General features: G+C 38.1%; 13 protein-coding genes. All 13 read right to left on the bottom strand.

Annotated features, from left to right (window positions below):
* Window positions 1–13: 13 nt before the first annotated feature.
* The 13 genes from purQ to EIH20_RS01930 all read right to left on the bottom strand — a co-directional run bounded on the left by purQ (window position 14) and on the right by EIH20_RS01930 (window position 19,081).
* Window positions 14–691, bottom strand: coding sequence for a phosphoribosylformylglycinamidine synthase subunit PurQ (gene purQ / locus EIH20_RS01990; protein WP_124057689.1), 678 nt, complete (start codon window positions 689–691; stop codon window positions 14–16).
* Between the two features lies 1 nt (window position 692).
* On the bottom strand, window positions 693–941 hold the full coding sequence (gene purS / locus EIH20_RS01985) for a phosphoribosylformylglycinamidine synthase subunit PurS (protein WP_124057688.1): 249 nt from the start codon (window positions 939–941) through the stop codon (window positions 693–695).
* Window positions 942–970: 29 nt separating this feature from the next.
* A complete protein-coding gene (gene purC, locus EIH20_RS01980) occupies window positions 971–1,681 on the bottom strand; it encodes a phosphoribosylaminoimidazolesuccinocarboxamide synthase (RefSeq protein WP_124057687.1) in 711 nt (236 codons plus the stop codon).
* Window positions 1,682–1,895: 214 nt separating this feature from the next.
* The gene (ftsY, locus tag EIH20_RS01975; RefSeq protein ID WP_124057686.1) at window positions 1,896–2,927 is read right to left on the bottom strand and encodes a signal recognition particle-docking protein FtsY; all 1,032 of its coding nucleotides are present in this window, start codon (window positions 2,925–2,927) and stop codon (window positions 1,896–1,898) included.
* A 4-nt stretch (window positions 2,928–2,931) separates the two neighbouring features.
* A complete protein-coding gene (locus EIH20_RS01970) occupies window positions 2,932–3,756 on the bottom strand; it encodes a Cof-type HAD-IIB family hydrolase (protein ID WP_124057685.1) in 825 nt (274 codons plus the stop codon).
* A gap of 12 nt (window positions 3,757–3,768) precedes the next feature.
* Window positions 3,769–7,323 (bottom strand): chromosome segregation protein SMC, encoded by a 3,555-nt coding sequence (gene smc / locus EIH20_RS01965; protein WP_420894248.1) that lies wholly within the window; start codon window positions 7,321–7,323, stop codon window positions 3,769–3,771.
* Window positions 7,304–8,026, bottom strand: a complete 723-nt coding sequence (rnc, locus tag EIH20_RS01960; RefSeq protein WP_124057683.1) for a ribonuclease III — start codon at window positions 8,024–8,026, stop codon at window positions 7,304–7,306. The genes smc and rnc overlap by 20 nt, the downstream gene beginning before the upstream one ends.
* Window positions 8,027–8,236: 210 nt before the next feature.
* Complete coding sequence (locus EIH20_RS01955) at window positions 8,237–9,982, bottom strand: oligopeptide ABC transporter substrate-binding protein (RefSeq protein WP_124057682.1); 1,746 nt, start codon at window positions 9,980–9,982, stop codon at window positions 8,237–8,239.
* Between the two features lie 217 nt (window positions 9,983–10,199).
* Window positions 10,200–11,945 (bottom strand): oligopeptide ABC transporter substrate-binding protein, encoded by a 1,746-nt coding sequence (locus EIH20_RS01950; RefSeq protein WP_124057681.1) that lies wholly within the window; start codon window positions 11,943–11,945, stop codon window positions 10,200–10,202.
* Window positions 11,946–12,195: 250 nt separating this feature from the next.
* Window positions 12,196–14,871: a YfhO family protein gene (locus tag EIH20_RS01945; protein WP_124057680.1), complete on the bottom strand. Its 2,676-nt coding sequence runs from the start codon at window positions 14,869–14,871 to the stop codon at window positions 12,196–12,198.
* 336 nt (window positions 14,872–15,207) lie between these two features.
* Window positions 15,208–17,826: a SpaA isopeptide-forming pilin-related protein gene (locus EIH20_RS01940; protein WP_124057679.1), complete on the bottom strand. Its 2,619-nt coding sequence runs from the start codon at window positions 17,824–17,826 to the stop codon at window positions 15,208–15,210.
* 85 nt (window positions 17,827–17,911) lie between these two features.
* The gene (locus EIH20_RS01935; protein ID WP_124057678.1) at window positions 17,912–18,151 is read right to left on the bottom strand and encodes a hypothetical protein; all 240 of its coding nucleotides are present in this window, start codon (window positions 18,149–18,151) and stop codon (window positions 17,912–17,914) included.
* A gap of 24 nt (window positions 18,152–18,175) precedes the next feature.
* Complete coding sequence (locus tag EIH20_RS01930; RefSeq protein ID WP_124057677.1) at window positions 18,176–19,081, bottom strand: hypothetical protein; 906 nt, start codon at window positions 19,079–19,081, stop codon at window positions 18,176–18,178.
* Window positions 19,082–19,555: the final 474 nt, after the last annotated feature.

The following is a 19,555-nucleotide window of genomic DNA, read 5'->3' as shown; positions in this document are numbered from 1 at the left end:
TTCTCCCTTCGACCTAGGCTTTTTCTTGTAATGATTCGACTAATGATTTAAATAATTTTAAGCCATCTTCGAAACCTAAAATCGCTTCGCTGGCCCGTTCAGGGTGTGGCATCATACCTAAAACATTGCCCGCCTTGTTGGTAATACCAGCAATATTAGCTAAAGAACCATTTGGATTGGTTCCTTCTTGATAACGAAATACAATCTGACCATTGGCTTCCATCTCTGCAAGGGTCGCCTCATCACAATAATAGTTACCCTCAGCATGAGCAATCGGCAAGGTAATTTCTTGGCCTGCTTCATAGAGACGAGTAAAGATAGTTTGATTATTTTCTACTACTAATGGTTGCGGTTGGCAGACAAAGTGTAGACTTTCATTACGACGCAAAGCACCTGGTAAAAGACCCGCTTCGGTCAAAATTTGAAATCCATTACAGGTACCAAAGACGGGTGTCCCTTGGTTGGCCTTCTCGATGATAGTCTCCATAACTGGGGCAAAGCGAGCAATAGCGCCGCAACGCAAATAGTCTCCATAAGAAAAACCACCAGGAATGAGAATAGCATCATAGTCATCTAAATTCGTTTGACGATAATCAACATAGTCGACGGGACACTCTAAGACGGAGTGCATCACTTCGTATAAATCTATGTCACAGTTAGAACCCGGAAATACAATGACTGCGAATTTCACATTAAGCCTCCTCAATTTCGTAACGATAGGTTTCCATAGTCACATTAGCTAATAATTTATCTGAAACTTCTTCGATCGCTGCGGCCACTTTAGTTGGGTCTTGATCTTCGACCATGATTTCAAAATATTTACCAATTCGGACTGATTGAATAGAATCATAACCCATATGATGAATCGCTTTTTTTACAGCTTCCCCTTTTGGATCTAAAATGGACTCTTTATAGGTAACATACACTTTTGCTAAATACATATTATTCGCTCCTTTATTTTATTAATGATTTATTTAGTTAAATAGCTTCTTAAACGTTGGGCCACTTCTTGGTAAACTGGAATGATATCACCTAAGTCGTGACGGAAATTATCTTTATCCATCTTTTGTTGACTAGCTTTATCCCAAATACGGCAGGTGTCAGGAGAAATCTCATCACCTAAAATCAATTGACCTTCTGAATCCCAACCAAACTCAAATTTCATATCGATTAAATCTAAATCAATCGCATCAAACAACTCGATCAATGCTTGATTAATTTTCAAAGCAAAGGCCTCTAATTCGTCTGATGTTTCTAATTCTAAAATACCTAAAGCAGATAATTGACTGGCATTGACAAACGGATCATTTAATTCGTCATTTTTATAGTAATACTCAACCGTTGGATGTTTTAATGGGCTTCCCTCAGCTTGATCAAACTTCTTAGCTAATGACCCAGCCAAACGATTGCGGACAACGACTTCAACTGGAACCATTTTTAGGGCTTTCACTACTTGACTGACTTCATCCACTTGGCGGATAAATTGAGTCGGGATACCTTTCTCATTAAGGTAAGCAAAAATTAGACTTGTAATTTCGTTATTCAAGGCACCTTTACCAGCAATCTGTGATTTCTTCTTACCGTTTAAGGCAGTTGCTTGATTCGAATACACAACTAGAATTTCATTTGCTTGATCGGTCGCATATAAGGCCTTCGCCTTGCCTTCATACAATTTTTCCAAAGAATCGTCCCCTTTAAATATTTTTGACTTCTCCTATACCTTACCACCGGCCTTAAAACTTCTCAACAACTTGTTGAACTTTTGATTAAAAAAATTTTTTATTGTTCGTGTTTTTGTGAATGAACCTTATTTGAAACGGTTATCATCTAAAAATCAGTATGATCCTTTTGTTAAAAACGAATAATAGCAAAAAAAGAATGCTTAACCCTAAAGGTTAACCATTCTTTTGTACTTCAAGAACATCCCGGACCAAATTATACATATATTGTTCCGGATTAAATTGTTGTAAATCAGTCGCTTTTTCACCTAAACCAATATACTTCACTGGCACATCAAGTTCATGACGAATAGAGAGGACAACGCCCCCTTTTGCTGTTCCATCTAATTTAGTAAGAACCAAACCGGTAATTTCTGTAGCCTGATTAAATTGTTTCGCTTGAATCAAAGCATTTTGACCCGTTGTCGCATCTAAAACTAATAAGACTTCTTGAACGCCGTTTGGATTCTCGCGTTCAATTATCCGTTTAATCTTAGCTAATTCATCCATCAAATTCAGCTTAGTTTGTAAACGACCAGCCGTATCCACCAAAAGATAATCATAAGATTGCTCATTCGCTTGTTTAACCGCATCAAATACAACAGCAGCCGGATCTCCTTGATCAGGTCCTGTCACAACAGGAATATCTAAACGCTGACCCCAAACGTTTAATTGCTCAACGGCTCCAGCCCGGAAAGTATCAGCTGCCGCCATAAGCACTTTGTGGCCTTCTTGTTTTAATTGGTAGGCAATTTTTCCCACTGAGGTTGTCTTGCCAACCCCATTCACCCCAACAAAGAGAATGACTGTAGGACCATTGGGATTAGTTTTAAGCTGAGCCAATTGGGTCCCATCTTTTTCGTAGATTTGGACCATCTTTTCGATAACTACTTCTTTAACTTCTTCAGGTTTAAAAATGTGGCGTTCTTCAATTTCATCTCGAATTGCATCGGTTAAAGCCATGGTCATATCGAAGCCAACATCCGCTCCGATAAAAGCTTCTTCCAAATCTTCATAAAAATCTTCATCGACTTCACGAAAACCAGAAAACAACGCATTTAACCGTTGCGAAAAGTTTTGTCGGGTCTTCTCCATCCCTTTATCATAGGTATCAAAGACAATCTTACTCTCTTGATCTTTCGCTTCTAATTGATGAACAACTTCATCTTCACCGGTAAAAGCACGTTTAATACGATCAAATAATCCCATAGTCTTACCTTCTTTCTTTTGGCATAAAATGGTAGATGGCTTGGGCTACCCCATTTTGGTCATTTGTTGTCGTAACATAATCGGCCACCTTTTTTAAGGAATCAATTGCATTTCCCATCGCGACCCCGATACCAGCATACTCGATCATGGTCTGATCATTAGCTTGATCACCGAAGGTCATCATCTCTTCCGCCTTAATTCCTAATAAGTCCCCAAGTTTTGCTAAACCAAAGGCCTTAGTTACGCCAGCAGGCATGATTTCTAATAAGGTATTTTGTGATTTATAAACCGCAAAGTCAGCTTTTAACTGCGGATCAATTAAAGGAATTCGGGCATCCAAATAATCTGGCTCTGCACAGACAACAAATTTATTAAAAAGATGGTCTGGCCTAAAATCCACTTGATAATCAAGGGTACGGGTAGCCAAATCTTTAAATCGACCGACATAGCGTGAAGGACTCGCCTCCGGATAAACTAAGGGCTCATACACATAATCGCCATCGATAATATTTAATGGGAGATCCAAGCGTTTCATCTCTTGATCCCATAATAACATATCCGCTTGCGAAATGGTGGAACGAGCTAAGACTTGGCCGGTATCGGCTTTTTGGACTTGGCCACCATTAAACGTAATGATATAGTCATCGCCAGAATTTAAACCAATAGAGCTAACAAATTCCTTCATAGTGTGATAAGGCCGTCCCGTACATAAGACGATTTTTACACCTAAGTCATGAGCATAGTGCAAGGCCGCTACATTTTCGGCAGAAATTTGTTTATCTGAATTTAGTAAAGTGCCATCTAAATCAATGGCCATTAATTTAATCATGTCTTTCTCCTTTTATTCAACAATGGCTTCACTTAAGCGAACGGATGCCAATTTGGATACGCCTGATTTTTCCATTGTCACCCCGTAAAGGACATCGGCATGTTCCATTGTTCCTTTCCGGTGGGTAATAACGATAAATTGAGTGTTTTCAGTAAAGTTTTGTAGATATTGACCATAGCGATAGACATTAGCATCATCTAGGGCCGCTTCCACCTCATCCAACACACAGAAAGGAACGGGTTTGGTCTCCAGAATGGCAAAGAGTAAGGCAATAGCAGTGAAAGCCCGTTCTCCTCCCGACAAGAGGGCCAAATGTTGTTTTCGTTTACCAGGCGGTTGAGCAATGATATCCACCCCACTGGTGAGCAAATCGTCCGGATCAGTTAATTCCAAGGAAGCTTGACCTCCACCGAATAATTTCTTAAAAGTCAGTTGGAATTGACGATTTATTTGTTCGAAGGTGGTGCTAAAGCGCTTAATGACTTCTTGATCCATTTCTGTCATAGTTTCTTGTAATTCATGAATCGCCGTCAGCAAATCATCTTCCTGTTCTTTCAATAAATCAAACCGGTCAGCTAATACTTGATAGTCTTCAATGGCTGCTAAGTTAATCGGACCTAACTGCTCAATCTCTCGTTTCAAGCTTTTGACCTCTTGCGAGGCTGTTTTTGCTTGTTCAATCGGCAGGGCTTCTTTAACAGCCGCTTCATAGCTCAATTGATATTCCTGATTTAAATAGTCCAAATGGTTATCGATTAAAGCATCAAATTTCTCAATAGTCGCTTCCAACTTGGCTTGTAATTGATAAGCCTGTTGATGGCGCTGATTTAAGTCGCGCTCTTGAGCTTCAAATTGGCGAAGTCCTTGATTGAGTTCTTCACGTTGTTGACGTAAAGTCATAACGGCTTGAGTCAACTGCTCATAGACGGCTTCTTGGTCGGTGATTTGTTGCTTCAATTGCTCAATTTCTTGAGCTAAGTTAGCCAAATCAGTCGCACTAGTGGCTTGATTCTCCTGATAGATTTGGTCATATTCCTTAATCTGTTGGATTTGAGTCTGCAGATTTTCAAGAGTTTCTTGACTTTGCTTACATTCTAATTCTTTAACCGCTAGTTTAGTGGTCAAATCATGAATGGTTTGCGTCAAAAGCTCAGCTTGCGTCTGCCGCTCTTCTTGACTAAGATTCAATTGATTCAAATCATCGGTCAATTGCATAATAGCTGTTTCCGCTTGAGTTAATGCTTGCTCAGCTTGCTTTTGAGCTTCAATCTGGTCCTTCAATCGTTGCTCAAGAGTTAAGCGTTCATCTTCTTGGATGATGGTCTGATTCTGATTCTGCTTCATCTTCTGCTCAACCAAAACTAAATTCTGTTGCGCTTGACGATAATCTTGTTCCAAAACAGCAAAGGCAATACGATGTTTTTCTGCTTGTTCCTTAGAAGATGCTTCTTCTTGCTTAATAACTTGCCAATCAGCTTCCAATTGACTTAACTGTTCTTGAGCTAGCTTTAATTCTTTGGCCAAGTTTTTAAGTTGATTTTGCCGAGCTAACATGGTTGACCCTTGTTGTTTGTTACGCCCACCCGTTAAAGCCCCTCCAGGCATCAAGATTTCACCATCAAGAGTCACGATTTTCACTTGATGCTTGACTTGTTTAGCCATGGCTTGAGCCTGGTCCAAATTGTGGCAGACTACCGTTGTTGCCAAGAGATTGGCCATCACTTCATTCAATTCACTTGAAAAGTCAATCAAGTCAACAGCTAAACCGATATAACCTGGTTGGTTCTCAACTGTATGCGCTAGGGTTGGATTAAGTTGCCGCGCTTTAATATGCGGTAAAGGCAGGAAGGTTGCCCTACCTAAACGATGGTCTTTCAAATATTGAATAGCGGATTTGGCTGCTTGGTCAGACTCGACCACAATATGTTGCAAGGCAGCTCCTAAAGCAATTTCAATAGCGAGTTGATACTTACTAGGTACCTCAATCAAATCAGCGATTGGACCAACGATGCCTCTAAAATCTTGACTCTGCTTCATGATGGCCTTAACGCCCGCATAATAGCCTTCATAATCCTCTTGCATCTGATTCATGGACTGAACTTTTGTTTCGAGGAACTGTGTTTGCCGCTCCTGTTTAAAGATCTGACTTTGTAGATTCTCGCGTTGTAGGCGCAGACTTTCTTCTTGAGTCATTAATTGACTTAGAGATTGCTTATCTTTTTGCCACTGATCAGCCAATTGGTCCACTTTGGCTTTCAGCTCTTGCCATTCCGCTTTGGTGGCGGTCACCTGTCCTTGTTGACTCTTTGCAGCCTGTTCAAGTTGGTCAAGACGAGCTTGCAAGGTCTCGATTTGTTGAAGACTATGCTGAATTTGATTATTGCTAGTCGCTTTTAGTTGATATTGGTCGATGAGTTGCGCGCGCAATTGCTCAATTTGATCGGCCGAAAGATGAACTAACTTGTCCTGTTCTTGCTTTAATTGTCGCAGTTCAATCTTGTATTGATTTAATTCTTGCACTCGTTGACTTAATTCTTGATTTAAATCGTTTTCTTGGGCTGTCAATTGGGTCAGACGACTCTGTTGCCGCTCATATTCAGCTTGCTTATCTTGTTGCGAACTTGCATTAAAGGCTTGGCGCTGTTCAAGCATTTGCACTTGGGCTTTAACTTGCTCGATTTGGCGGCCTAAGCTTTGAGCCTTTTCATTCTTGTCATCCAATTCTTGCACAGTAATATCTAAAGCAGCTTGACTGGCCTTTAAATCGGCTTCTAATTCTTCTAAAGCTTGATCTACTTGACTAATATCTTTTAAAAGACTATCCAAATCATTTTGAGCCTTTTGCCAATCTTGCTGATAGAGTGTAATTTGATAACAGTATAAGGAAATTTCCAATTGACGTAACTGATCATGCTTTTCTTGATAGATTAAAGCGGCTTCTTTTTGCTTTTTAAGCGGTTTTAGTTGTCCTTCTAACTCATGGAGAATATCTTTAACCCGGCTTAAGTGATCAGAAGACCGTACTAATTTACGTTCGGCTTCCACTTTACGATATTGATATTTCTGCACCCCGGCTGCTTCCTCAAAGATTGAACGCCGTTCTTCAGGCTTATTCAAGAAAATGGTCTCAACTTTACCTTGCGAAATCATCGCAAAACTATTCCGACCTAATCCTGAGTCAAGCAAAAGATCAACGATATCTTTCAGGCGAACCGCCTCATTATTAATATAATAGTGACTTTCCCCGTTTCGATTGTAAGAACGGGTAATCGCAATCTCACTAAAATCATAATCTAAATAACGATCTTCGTTATTCAAAACTAAAGTCACTTTAGCCAAATTGACGGCTTTTCGATCTTGTGTCCCATTGAAGATGACATCTTCCATGCGACTTCCCCGTAAACTTTTAGCTGATTGTTCACCTAATACCCAACGAATAGCTTCTGATAAATTACTTTTTCCCGAACCGTTGGGACCGACAACTGCGGTCATTCCTTGGTCAAATTCAATCACCGTTTTATCAGCAAAAGACTTGAACCCTGTCATTTCAATTCTGGCTAGATACATGATAATTACCTTTCTCATCTACAAAATTTAAGGCTGTTTGAGCCGCCTTCATCTCAGCTATTTTTTTACTTCTGCCTTGGCCCTTAGCTAATAGGACTTGATTCACATATAAACCAACGGTAAACAGCTGATCATGAGCAGGTCCCTCTTGATTTTCAACTTGATATTGAATATTGACAGACCCTTTTTGCTGGACACGTTCTTGAAACAAAGTCTTATAGTCTTGATTGACTTGGGTCAAAAGTTGACGATGATTCTTTAACATCAAGTCAAATAGCCAGGTTTGTACACATTCCAAGCCTTGGTCTAAATATATGGCACCTAAGAAAGCTTCAAAACAATCTGAAATGATGGAATCACGTTGTTTGCCACCTGTGGCTAATTCGCCTTTGCCTAGTCGAATATAATCATCAAAATGCACCGATCGAGCTAGATAGGCTAAACTAGGTTCACATACCAATTGGGCACGTAAACGCGTCAATTTGCCTTCTGGATCATTAGGATATTCATGGTATAAAAAGGCACTCACCACCAACTCTAGCACCGCATCGCCAAGAAACTCCAAGCGTTCGTTACTTACCAGTTTTGAATTATGGGCTTCATTAACATACGACGTATGCTGAAAAGCCGTTTCAACGAGTCGAGGGTGATTCAGTTTGATACCTAAAAGGTGTTCAACATGGAATATAATACTTTGTTTCATTGGATTATCCTCGTTTCTTCTAAAAACATCTCATATTTAATATTAGCATAAAATCAAGGCCGTATAAAACATTAATTCTGCTGTCAAAGGCCAATCATGTCCGCAAAACGCTACGCTCTAAAAGTAACCAACTCCTTGCTACAATAATTAGACCAACAAAAAAGATGTATGTACGCAAGCGTACATACACCTTTAGAATTTGCAAATCGATTATTTACTAATTGGTTTATCAGCCAACAATTCGATTTCAGAAAGTGGTAAGTCACTACCTGTTGTGATATCCCATTGTGAAACGCGGTTATTAACAGCGTACACTTCATAGCGGAATAAAGTTGGAATGATTGGTAACTCAGACATAATGAATTTTTGCCAATTGTTATAAGCTTGTTGACGATAAGCGTGGTCGAATGATTTGTCAGACGTAATTTCAGCTAACAACTTATCATTCTCTTTGCTTGCGTAGCGAGCATGGTTGAAGTTAGAATGTGGTCCGAATTGACCAGTAGGGGTTGGGTCACCACCAATACCGATGGCAGCTTGGAAGATATCAATATTCGGATCGTCTGCTTGAACGCGGTCGTAGAATGCATTCATCTCTAAAAGACGACCATCCGTTAATTCAACATTCACGCCAATTTGTTTCCATGATTCCATGTAGTATTGGGCTAGGGCATCGGCTGTTTCGCCACCTGACATAGAGGCAAATTTTAATTTAAATGATTTGCCTTTAGGATCTTCAACAAATCCGTCACCGTCTTTATCCTTGAAACCAGCTTTAGCTAAAATTTGTTGAGCTTTTTCTGGATTATAGGCGTATGGTTTTAAATCCTTATCGTTATACGCCGTAAAGTTTGGTGTGATTGGTGAGTTAGCCGCTTGACGTAAACCATAGTAGAATTTTTCGCCAACCGCTTGATTATCCACCGCATATGCCATCGCTTGACGCAACGCTTTGTTAGCTAATACTTTCTTTGGATCTGGGACAACTTGTCCTGTCTTGCTATCCCATTTACCTAATTTAAAACCAATATAGGTATAGGCTTCAGCCATTTTACCAGCTAACTTAAAGTTTTTTCCTGTTTTAAAAGTATCATATTGGTCAGTCGGCATTTCTGCGATATCATAGTTGCCAGCTTTCATTTCAGCTGCAATAGCATCAGGATTAACCACATCAATTACAACTGAAGAGATTTTTGGTTTGCCCTTATAATAATATTCGTTGGCTTCCAAAGTCACTGATTCACCAGGAGTCACCGATTTCACGCGGAAAGGTCCAAAACCAACTGGATTCTTGCGTACATATGGACTATCTTCTAATTTCGCAATGTCTTCTTTTTCTAACACGTGTTTGGGTTCGATATAACTAGATACTGCCCCACCTGCTTGCAACATACCATTATGGAATTTGTGATAAGAAATGGTGAGTATATGGTCATCAACACGTTTTAAGCCAGAAATTTCTTTCGCTTTGCCTTCGTGATATTCTTTCATACCCACAACGTTTTCAAAATCTTCGTTATAACGTACACCCGTATAGTCTTTTGAACCAATGACATAGTAAGGGTAAATGACATCATCGATCGTGATGGCTTGACCATCATCCCACTTAGCATCACTAGGAATAGTGATGGTTACTTGTTTATTTTCTTTATCGAATTTAACTTTAGCAAAGCCAGAGTCATCGATTAAGTAGTTTTCATCATAGCCATAGAGGCCTTCATTAAAGAATTTGATAATGTTGGCGTCGGGATTATTATCAGATAATAGCGAAGAAAAGACGCCTGAGAAAGGATCTCCAACCAAGGCATACTTCAGTTGCCCACCTTTAATGGCTTTACCTTTATTGGTCACAATTGGATTTAATTTAACCCCTGCTGCAGAAACATGGCCAACTGGTAGTGCCACACTAGATGCAAGTAAGAGTGCTGTTGTTAATTTGATTAACGTTTTTTTCATAAAATTCCCCCTGTTGAGCTAAAGAGTTAGTGTTAGTCTACATTCTAATACGAAATTATTCCTTTTACAATATTTTATTATCTTAATGTAAGGATTTTTTCATAATTTTCTCATAAGTTTCATTATTTAGTGATCTATGCACCCACTTCAGCACAAAAAAAGAGTACATTTAGCCAGATAGGCTAAATGTACTCTTTTTAATATAGACTACGGATTATTATTTAATCGGTTTATCACTTAATAATTCAATTTCACTTAATGGTAAATCAGAACCTGTCTTAACATCCCATTGTGATACCCGGTTGTTAACAGCTGTTAACTCATAACGATATAAGGTAGGGATAACAGGTAATTCTTCCATTACATATTTTTGCCAATCTTGGAAAGCTTTAACACGGAAATCTTTCTCAAACGATTTATCTGACATGATAGCTTCAATCAACTTATCATTTTCTTCAGTTGCCCAACGTGATTGATTGAATTTAGCGCGACGTCCGAATTGTCCTTCTGGATTAGGGTCGCCACCGGTTGTCATAGCTGCTTGGAAGACATCGATTTTAGGATCATCCGCATCTAAACGATCATAGAATGAATTCATTTCTAATAAACGACCGTCGGTTAATTCAACATTCAAGCCAATTTGTTTCCATGATTCCACGAAATATTGAGCTAATGGTTCAGCTGTTTCGCCCCCTTGCATAGCAGCAAAACTTAATTTGAATGGTTTGCCTTTTGGATCTTCGACAAATCCGTCACCGTCTTTATCCTTGAACCCAGCTTTAGCTAAAATTTGTTTAGATTTTTCTGGATCACACTTGAACGGTTTGATTGATTTATCATTATATTCCGTAAAGTTTGGTGTGATTGGTGAGTTAGCTGGTAAACGAAGACCAAAGTAGAATTTTTCACCCATCGCTTTAGTATCAATCGCATAAGCCATGGCTTGACGAACCGCTTTATTTGAAACAGGTTTGTTTGGGTCCATCTTCACTTCTTTGTTCTCAGCATCCCATTTACCCATCATAAAGCCAATGTAAGTGTAGACATTAGCTAAATTACCTGCCACTTTGAAGTTCTTAGCATCCTTAAATGTTTGATATTGATCTGCTGGTAAAGTCGCGATATCGTAATTTCCGGCTTTCATTTCTTGAACAATTGAATCTTGATTGACTACATCAATAACAAGAGAATCCATTTTTGGTTTACCCTTGTAATAGTACTCATTAGCTTCTAAAGTTACCGACTCACCCGGTACAATCGTCTTCACCTTGAATGGTCCAAAACCAACTGGTTTTTTCCGAACCGCTTCACTATCTTGTAAATCCTTCACCGGAATATCTTTCAGGATATGAGCAGGTTCAATAAAGCTACAGATTGAACCCCCTGCTTGGGTCATAGAATTCGAAAAATTCTTATACGTGATTTTTAAAGTATAATCATCGACCCGTTCTAAACCAGAAATTTCTTTGGCTTTACCTGAGTGATATTCATCCATACCTACCACGTTAGCAAAAGCTTCATTGTAGCGCACACCTGTGTAGTCTGGGTGCCCAATGATAAGGTAAGGTTGAATCACATCGTCAATGGTTAATGGTTGTCCGTCATCCCATTTAGTATCTTTGGGAATGGTAATCGTCACTTGTTTATTTTCTTTATCGAAGGCAACTTTACCAAAACCTGAATCATCAATGTGGAAGTTTTCATCATAACCAATTAGGCCTGGATTAAAGAAATCAATAATTCTTCCGTCTGGATCTGCATCATATAAACTTGGGCTTAGGACTCCTGGGAAAGGATCACCAACTAATGCATAGCGTAGTTGTCCTCCCTTGATGGCTTTCCCTTTATTCTCAATTAACGTTTGGAATTTTGGTGTTTCGGCTTTCACAATCGGTGTTAGGCTACCTGCCCCAACCGCTAAAATTGTTGCAGCTGTGGTTAACTTAATTAATCCTTTATTCATAATGACACCCCTAACTAATTTGTGATGCTTTTGCATCCGCTTTCATAATAAACTTATGCGTAATAATTTGCAATTATAATAATAAGTTCTTCTCGAATTCTTACTGTTCTCTCATTCTTTTCACTAACTATTCATTTATTCCTACTCTAAAAATTAACAAAAGGAAACCGAATAATCTACTTTCTGCCTAACAAGAAAATAGATTATTCGGCCTTTTATTGATTCAATATCAGAATTAAGTAAAGAATCCTCACCAAAGTGGATCAGAATCTTCATAAGTCACATACATTTCTTTTTCAAGATAACGCAACAAGAAAAGTAAAGCTAAGGCCACAAGACTCACCACAAGGCCTAAATAAAAGCCGCGAGGGACGAAAGTCATCTTAATCTCATGTTGACCTGCGCTAATTGGGAAAGCTAAAAGACTAGACCAGATCTCTTGAGTCTTAACCGTCTTGCCATCCACTTTTACCTGCCAACCTTTGTCATATGGAATGGATGTATAGAGCCACTTACTATCATCGCTAATTTTAATCTGCCCTTTTAGCGAATTATTGGTCCATTTTTCAAGCTGTAAACCTTGTTTTTGTTTTGCTTGGATTAAAGCATTCACATGGTCTAAATTGAGACTCGTTAATTGCAAACCAGTTAAGTTCAATTCAGTATCGCGATTAATTTCAATTTCTAGAGAGAGATTTTGCCCAGCTTGATTTGCACAGACATTAAATAATTGGGTCGAACCGAATTTCTTACGATACTTTAATTCTTGCTGATTTAAGATTAAGCGTGTGTCGTTGTTAATCGTCGATAGATCTTTAGGTACAGCTAGGTAAATCGGTTGAGGATTATTTACTTTAAAATTAAAGATGATTTTACCTGGACGACTCGCATCTTGGCGCTTGTAAAAGACTTGACGAGCAGTATCTTCCCGCTTGGTTAGATTATCTAACTGCAAGGTAACATTTGGCACCGGCGTGAAGAAGGCCTCTTTATTACTAATCATGGCTTGAGCAATCTTATTCTGATTTTCTACTGGTTCGTTCTTTTTCAATTCAAGCTTAGCCGTTAGGTCATTAATACCAAACGCAATAGGGAGCGTCTGACCCACTTTATATGTTGAAAAACGATCAGTACTTGAAACAAAATGATTATCATTGATTACTTCAGAACGATTAACATCTGATGGGAAAATATAAGTCTTATCAGATTCCTCTGTATCCTTAGGTGTATAAGGATCATTATCGACAAAATATTTAACCGCAAACAAAGCGTCTGTTAACGGCGTTCCATAATAATAGATGGCCGCATCAATCCCTGAGTTACCCAGGTTTTCAAATAATTCCCGTGTACTTACCTCTAAACTTGAAGAAAAGTTCGTTAGACCAGGATAACGGAACATAAGCGGATCATTCTTACTCCGATAGAAGGTCTTAGAAATACGATAAAATTCTTTTTGTTGTGGTCGAATAGGCGCAATGGCTTCATCAATCACATTCAAGGCATTTTGGAAGCGATAGGCATTATTGTGAACAATTCGATTTTGCGAGAGATATGCATTCGTTCCAAGTTCGCCAAATGTTATAGCCAAAATCAAAAGCCAGGTCCATACTTTTTGATTGAATTGATAAATTAGGCAAGCAAATGCAACCAATAAACCTACTGAAACCCATATCTGCCAAGAAGATAAGAAAGAGAAAGTCTTCATCGACACAATAATATACCACAAAGCTGCAAAACAGAGAACAAATGCTAGAGAAGTCGATTTCTTTTCCCAATTTTTTAAACCATCAAAAGCTAAAAGCAACATAAAACACACCATAATCCATGAAAATCGATAAAAGAAGCCCGCTGGATTTTGACCCATATGCCAGATTTTACTTGTAAATTCATGACAAATAGAAAAGAAGAAGACAACAAAAACGCCCAAGGCAGCCCATTTACGCTGACGACTAATTTCTTTAGTTAAAAAGTAAGATAACAAACCAAGCAAACCAATCGTTCCAACATAGATATTTGGTAAATTAGGTCCTGCTGGCCAAGAGGTGTTATCAAAAGCTCCTAACATGAGCTTAGCTAGGATATCAAGCGGTTGAATTTGCAACTTCCAATCAAAAACCATTTTTGCCCCATCAGCCCCTTTGGAGTCTAACAGGTTCATTACGTTTGGTAAGAACAAGAAGCTAATCAAACCTACAGCCAAGATTGAATACAAACCAATCCGAACTAGCTGGCTAAATATATCATAGAATTCCCACTCTTCTTCGCCCTGTTTGCAAGCTAAATAGAAACAAGAATAGATGACGATAAAGAGACAGATCATATAACCCATATAGAATTGAATAAACAAGGTCAAACTTAAAATAAAAATATATCGATAAGGCCGACGTCCATCAATGACTTCTTCCAGTGCAACCAATACTAGCGGTAAAAGCCATAATGCATCATAGAAAATAGGTACCATTTGATAGGAAACGCTAAAACCATTTAAGGCAAATACCGTTGATAAGATAATCACTAATAGTGGGTTATTCATCCCATCACGACGTTTAATCAAATAGTAAGCAAAGGACAAACCAATCGCTCCATAACGAGTTAATAGCGAAAGGAATATAGCCATCGAAGCATATTTAACCGGAAAAACGAGATAAAACAAATTAAATGGACTCAGCATATAGTAAGCCCACGTTCCTGTCATATTGCCTCCAAGTGACTTAGAAAACGAATAAAATAAAGACGCAAAATCGGCTGTAAAAACTGTCTTTCTAAAGTACAAATACATATCAATAAACTGCTGATTAAAATCAATGGTTAACAATGATTTTAAGCCAAAAGGATAATATTCATTAGCAAACCATGATCCTAGCATAATTATTATCGGTGCCATAAAGGCCATTAGATAAACTTTCTTCTTATTAAATTCCCACATCGTTAGTTGATATCCTTCCCTAATCCTATATTTCAATAAGTTGAGCGTTCACTTTCTAGATCGTCTATCCTATCTAAAAGCGAAATCAATCTCGATTATTACCAAGTTTAACATTTCTATTAATACATTCATTATATCATCGGAACAAGGCGCGGGACAATCCCTCCTATTCATTCCCCGATTCAAAATATGTTGCATTTCTTAATCTTCTCGCTTAATCAAGAAAGTTATGCTTTTCAATAAGAACGATTTTCCTTTTATTTGAAGCTTAAAAAAAGACCAGATTCATAAAGAAATCTGGCCTTTAATATTCAAATAATCGAATCTAAATCAGGCTTATTCAGCTTTTTTAGATGATATATTTTTTAAAACAATGATTAGTCCAAGTACCATCATCGTTGATGCAATGGCTACCACTGCATTTTGAGCCGTTTCACCAGTAGATGGTAAGTTAGCTCCACCGCTGCCACCTGATGAAGGTGTGCTTGATTTTTTACTTGGTACTACTGTAGTAGTGGTATCTTCTACTGTTGTCGTAGTAGATTCCTCAGTAGTAGTAGTTTCTTCTGTTGTTGTTGTTTCTTCCGAAGTGGTTGTTGTTTCCTCTACTGTTGTAGTAGTTTCTTCAACAATTTTATCGTTAGTGACAACTAATACATTATTAGATGCTACACCATCTTTGATAGTGAATTCTACAACGGCTGATCCTGTGTATCCTGCTGGTGCTGCTGTTTCGACAAAGCGATATTTACCATCAGGTAAACCGCTAATTTCAATAACACCTGAAGCATCTGTTACTAAACCTGATGCGTAAGTTGTATATGGACCGTATTGTGGTTCTGTCGTTTCAGTTGCACTTGTTTCACTTGCAATTGAAGTTGCTGCCGTTTCAATAACAGTTGTTGCAGCTTCTAAAGCAGCAATTTGATCTTGAATAGTTACGATTTGGTTTTGAAGAGTTGAATAAGCTGGGTTTGGACTTTCAACTGGTGTAGAAATTTCAGTTGAACCAGTTACCGCTTCAGAAATAATTGAACCATCTTCTGAAGTTACAGCTGGTTCAGCAATAAAGGTAGAAATAGTCACTTCATTGCTTGTAATAGTTGCTGGTGTTGAAACTAATTGCGCTTGAAGGTCAGCTAATTGTGCTTTCAAATCAGCCATTTGAGCTGAATTATCTACTACTGTTGCAGCTTCAAAAGTAGTTGCGCTAGTTTCAGAAGCAACAGTTGTATCCACACTCGATGTTGAATCTTCTAGTTTCTTAGCTTGTTCTAAGCTGAAGACAGCGCCTTGTAAAGCTGAACCAGATTGTGAATCTTTCTTAACTAACTTAACTGAAGCATTAGTTGGACCATCATTTGGAGCGACATAGGTTGTTGTTGTCGTCTCTGGAGCAACGGTTGTCGTTGTTGTTTCAGTTGTCGTCGTTGGAGCTTCCGTTGTCGTTGTTGTTTCAGTTGTCGTCGTTGGAGCTTCCGTTGTCGTTGTGGTTTCTGTTGTTGTCGTTGGAGCTTCTGTTGTCGTTGTGGTTTCTGTTGTTGTCGTTGGAGCTTCCGTTGTCGTTGTTGTTTCTGTTGTTGTCGTTGGAGCTTCCGTTGTCGTTGTGGTTTCTGTTGTTGTCGTTGGAGCTTCCGTTGTCGTTGTGGTTTCTGTTGTTGTCGTTGGAGCTTCCGTTGTCGTTGTGGTTTCTGTTGTTGTCGTTGGAGCTTCTGTTGTCGTTGTTGTTTCTGTTGTTGTCGTTGGAACTTCCGTTGTCGTTGTTGTTTCTGTTGTTGTCGTTGTTGAACTTAATTCATCAACCATCGTAATGGTATTACCTTTATCAACAGTTCCATCTGGCAATACCGTGAAAGTAATTGATGATGCAAGATCGTAACCAATTGGTGCCAAGGTTTCAACTAAAGTATAAGTACCTGGTTGTAAAGTCACGTTATATGGAGTACTTGAAGAAACCCAAGACACACTAAATCCATTATCACCTGTTAATGTTAATGACGCACCTGGTAATTCTTGACTATTAGCCGCATCCACTTTCGAAATTGTTACTGACGCTTCTGGAGCAACGGTTGTTGTTGTTGTTTCTGTTGTGGTAGTAGTTTCAGTCGTCGTTGTTGCTTCGGTAGTCGTCGTTGTTTCAGTTGTAGTAGTCGCACTTAATTGGTCAACCATTGTAATGGTATTACCACCTGCAACACTTCCATCTGGAGCTACTGTGAAGGTAATAGAAGAAGCAATTTCATATCCGGCTGGCGCAGCATCCTCTGTTAATGTGTACGTACCTGGTTGTAGTGTCACAACATGTGGCGTTGTTGAAGACGTCCAAGTTTCAGAGAAACCATTATCACCTGTTAAAGTAAGAGTAGCTCCTGGCAATTCTTGACTATTAGCCGCATCGACTTTTGAAATATTAACTGTCACTTCTATTGTTGTGGTAGTCGTTTCAGTTGTGGTCGTTGTTTCTGTTGTTGTTGTAGATTCTGTTGTGGTCGTTGTTTCCGTTGTAGTCGTTGAGTCAGAAGTGGTTGTAATCACTTCACCTGTAACGGCATCGACGAATTTAGCTCCAACTAAGTTTTGATAAGCTTCATCAACTTGTCCAGAAGGAACTGTATATTTAAATAGATCAAGTGTAGCTTGTGCTGGAATATCTTTCACTAAAGATTCAAATTGCGCAGTAGAAGCATCGTATTGGCCGGTTAATAATTTATATGCGACAATGCCATTTCCATCAATAAAAACGTGGTTTGTTTGAGAAGCCTGAGTATAAGTTAGACCGTCTGTAAAGTACCAAACAGCAGCTTGTGTTGCATCTCTCATTTGTTGATCGCTTAAACCTAAGGCCGTTTGTAACTCCTTATTAGTATTTTGATTGTTTAATCCATTATAAATTGCCTTTAATACTCCAGCTTGGAGTTCATCAGCAGTTAAACCATTCGGTATTGGACTTGCCACTACATTATTAGCAAAATTGGCAGCTGTTCCTTGTACCTTTGTATACAGTGGGTAAACTGTATTGGCATCCGCTGCTACTCCTCCATTAATTGGTGTAGGAACCCCCCCTCGTTACATTAAAACAGTATACAATTTTATCTGTGGCAGCATTTGGATCTACACCAGTTTCTTTGACATATAAGGCAATGGATTGATTAGTTCCATCATTTAAATCATACCCCTGATATTCTCCAGCAGCTTCAACTGTTGAGGTACCCACAATTGAAAGGCCTAATAAAATGGCAATCGTGAATAACCATTTGTAAAATCTCCATGATTTTGTCATAATAAATTTTTTCCTCCCCAATTATTAATCTTTGTTTGTTGCAGAATCATCAGACTTATTTTTGTCTTTTTTAGTATCTTCTTTTTCCATTTTATCTTTATTAGTTTCCGACTCGTTTTTATGAATTTTGTAGAATTCATTCGAATCATTAACAAGATAATCATTCATAGCTTCAATGGTAAATGATATTTCATTTTTAGCAGCTTCTGCCATTGCTTTGGTCGTAATATAATCTAATTTACCCTTAACGATGGCAAAATATTCCATTGTTGGATTTTTTATGTCACCGCTCGGCATTGAAATCACACCGTAAGCATGATTATTGACTACTGTTGTTCCAAATCCGGATACAATCACTTCTTTTGTTTTAAGCTGTTTAAAATCAAACGGTTTTTTAACGAGTGATTTAACTACGTTTTGATCCAATAAATTCTTTTCTTTAAATAATGCCGAATTATTATAGACACCAGCAAAAATCAACTGATTTTTTTCATAAAACAAGGCAATTTGTGCTGATCCTGGCTCTTTACTTATTTTTTTATTAAAAGGATCTTTGGTTGTATAGGTATATATCTTAACCAAACTATCCTTACCTAGCTTCTTCTCAATTGCTTTTCCCCGCAATAGCTTAAGACTATCTACTCTCTTAATTGAAGATCCTTTTGCCTTTGGTGTTGGCAAATAATTAAATTCAACTTTATCAATTAAGTTTTTATAGTCTAACCAAGCTGATTTAAAGGCTTGATTAGCAAACATTGGCTTAACAACGGGTTCAAATTGCTGAATATTAAATTGTTGAACCTGGGCTGTTTTAGTTAGCTCTTGTTTAGTCGTGGAGCTAGCACCCCCTTTAGCTGATTCTTGATTAGAACAAGCGCCGAGTAGTGTTACGGTCATAAAAATCATAAGTAATTTAAATAAGTGTTTCACCCTCATCCTCCTTTCCTACGTATTCTTTGCTATGACCTTGCAAAAAAGTGCTTATTGTTTTACTTGAAATTGCTCAATTAATAGTCTTGCTATCAACCACTCCTAATTATCAAAAAACTATCGAATATTTAGAAATCAGTTTGAATTATGATAATCCAAGTAAGAAAGCAATCAGTCTTGTCTGAAATAAAAAAAGAAAGACCGATAAAAGTGGAACCCTTTACACATTATTTAAAAATAATCATTAAAATGTTCAAATTTTCTTATTTCCGTACTATAATAATAGACAAAATTATCCAAGTTATTTTTTAAACATGTTCCAATTCGGATTAAAATCTTAGAAAACAATTTATGAACACGAAAATATGACATTTAAAACCAACAATTGTTTTAAAACAAAATAAAGGTCCGAAATCATTTTAACATTATTCATTTTAATAAATGTTCCAACATTTAATTGATTCTTGAAAAATT

It is taken from the genome of Vaginisenegalia massiliensis (assembly GCF_900604935.1).
Lineage (GTDB): Bacteria > Bacillota > Bacilli > Lactobacillales > Aerococcaceae > Vaginisenegalia > Vaginisenegalia massiliensis.
This window is presented reverse-complemented; position numbering and strand designations above follow the sequence as displayed.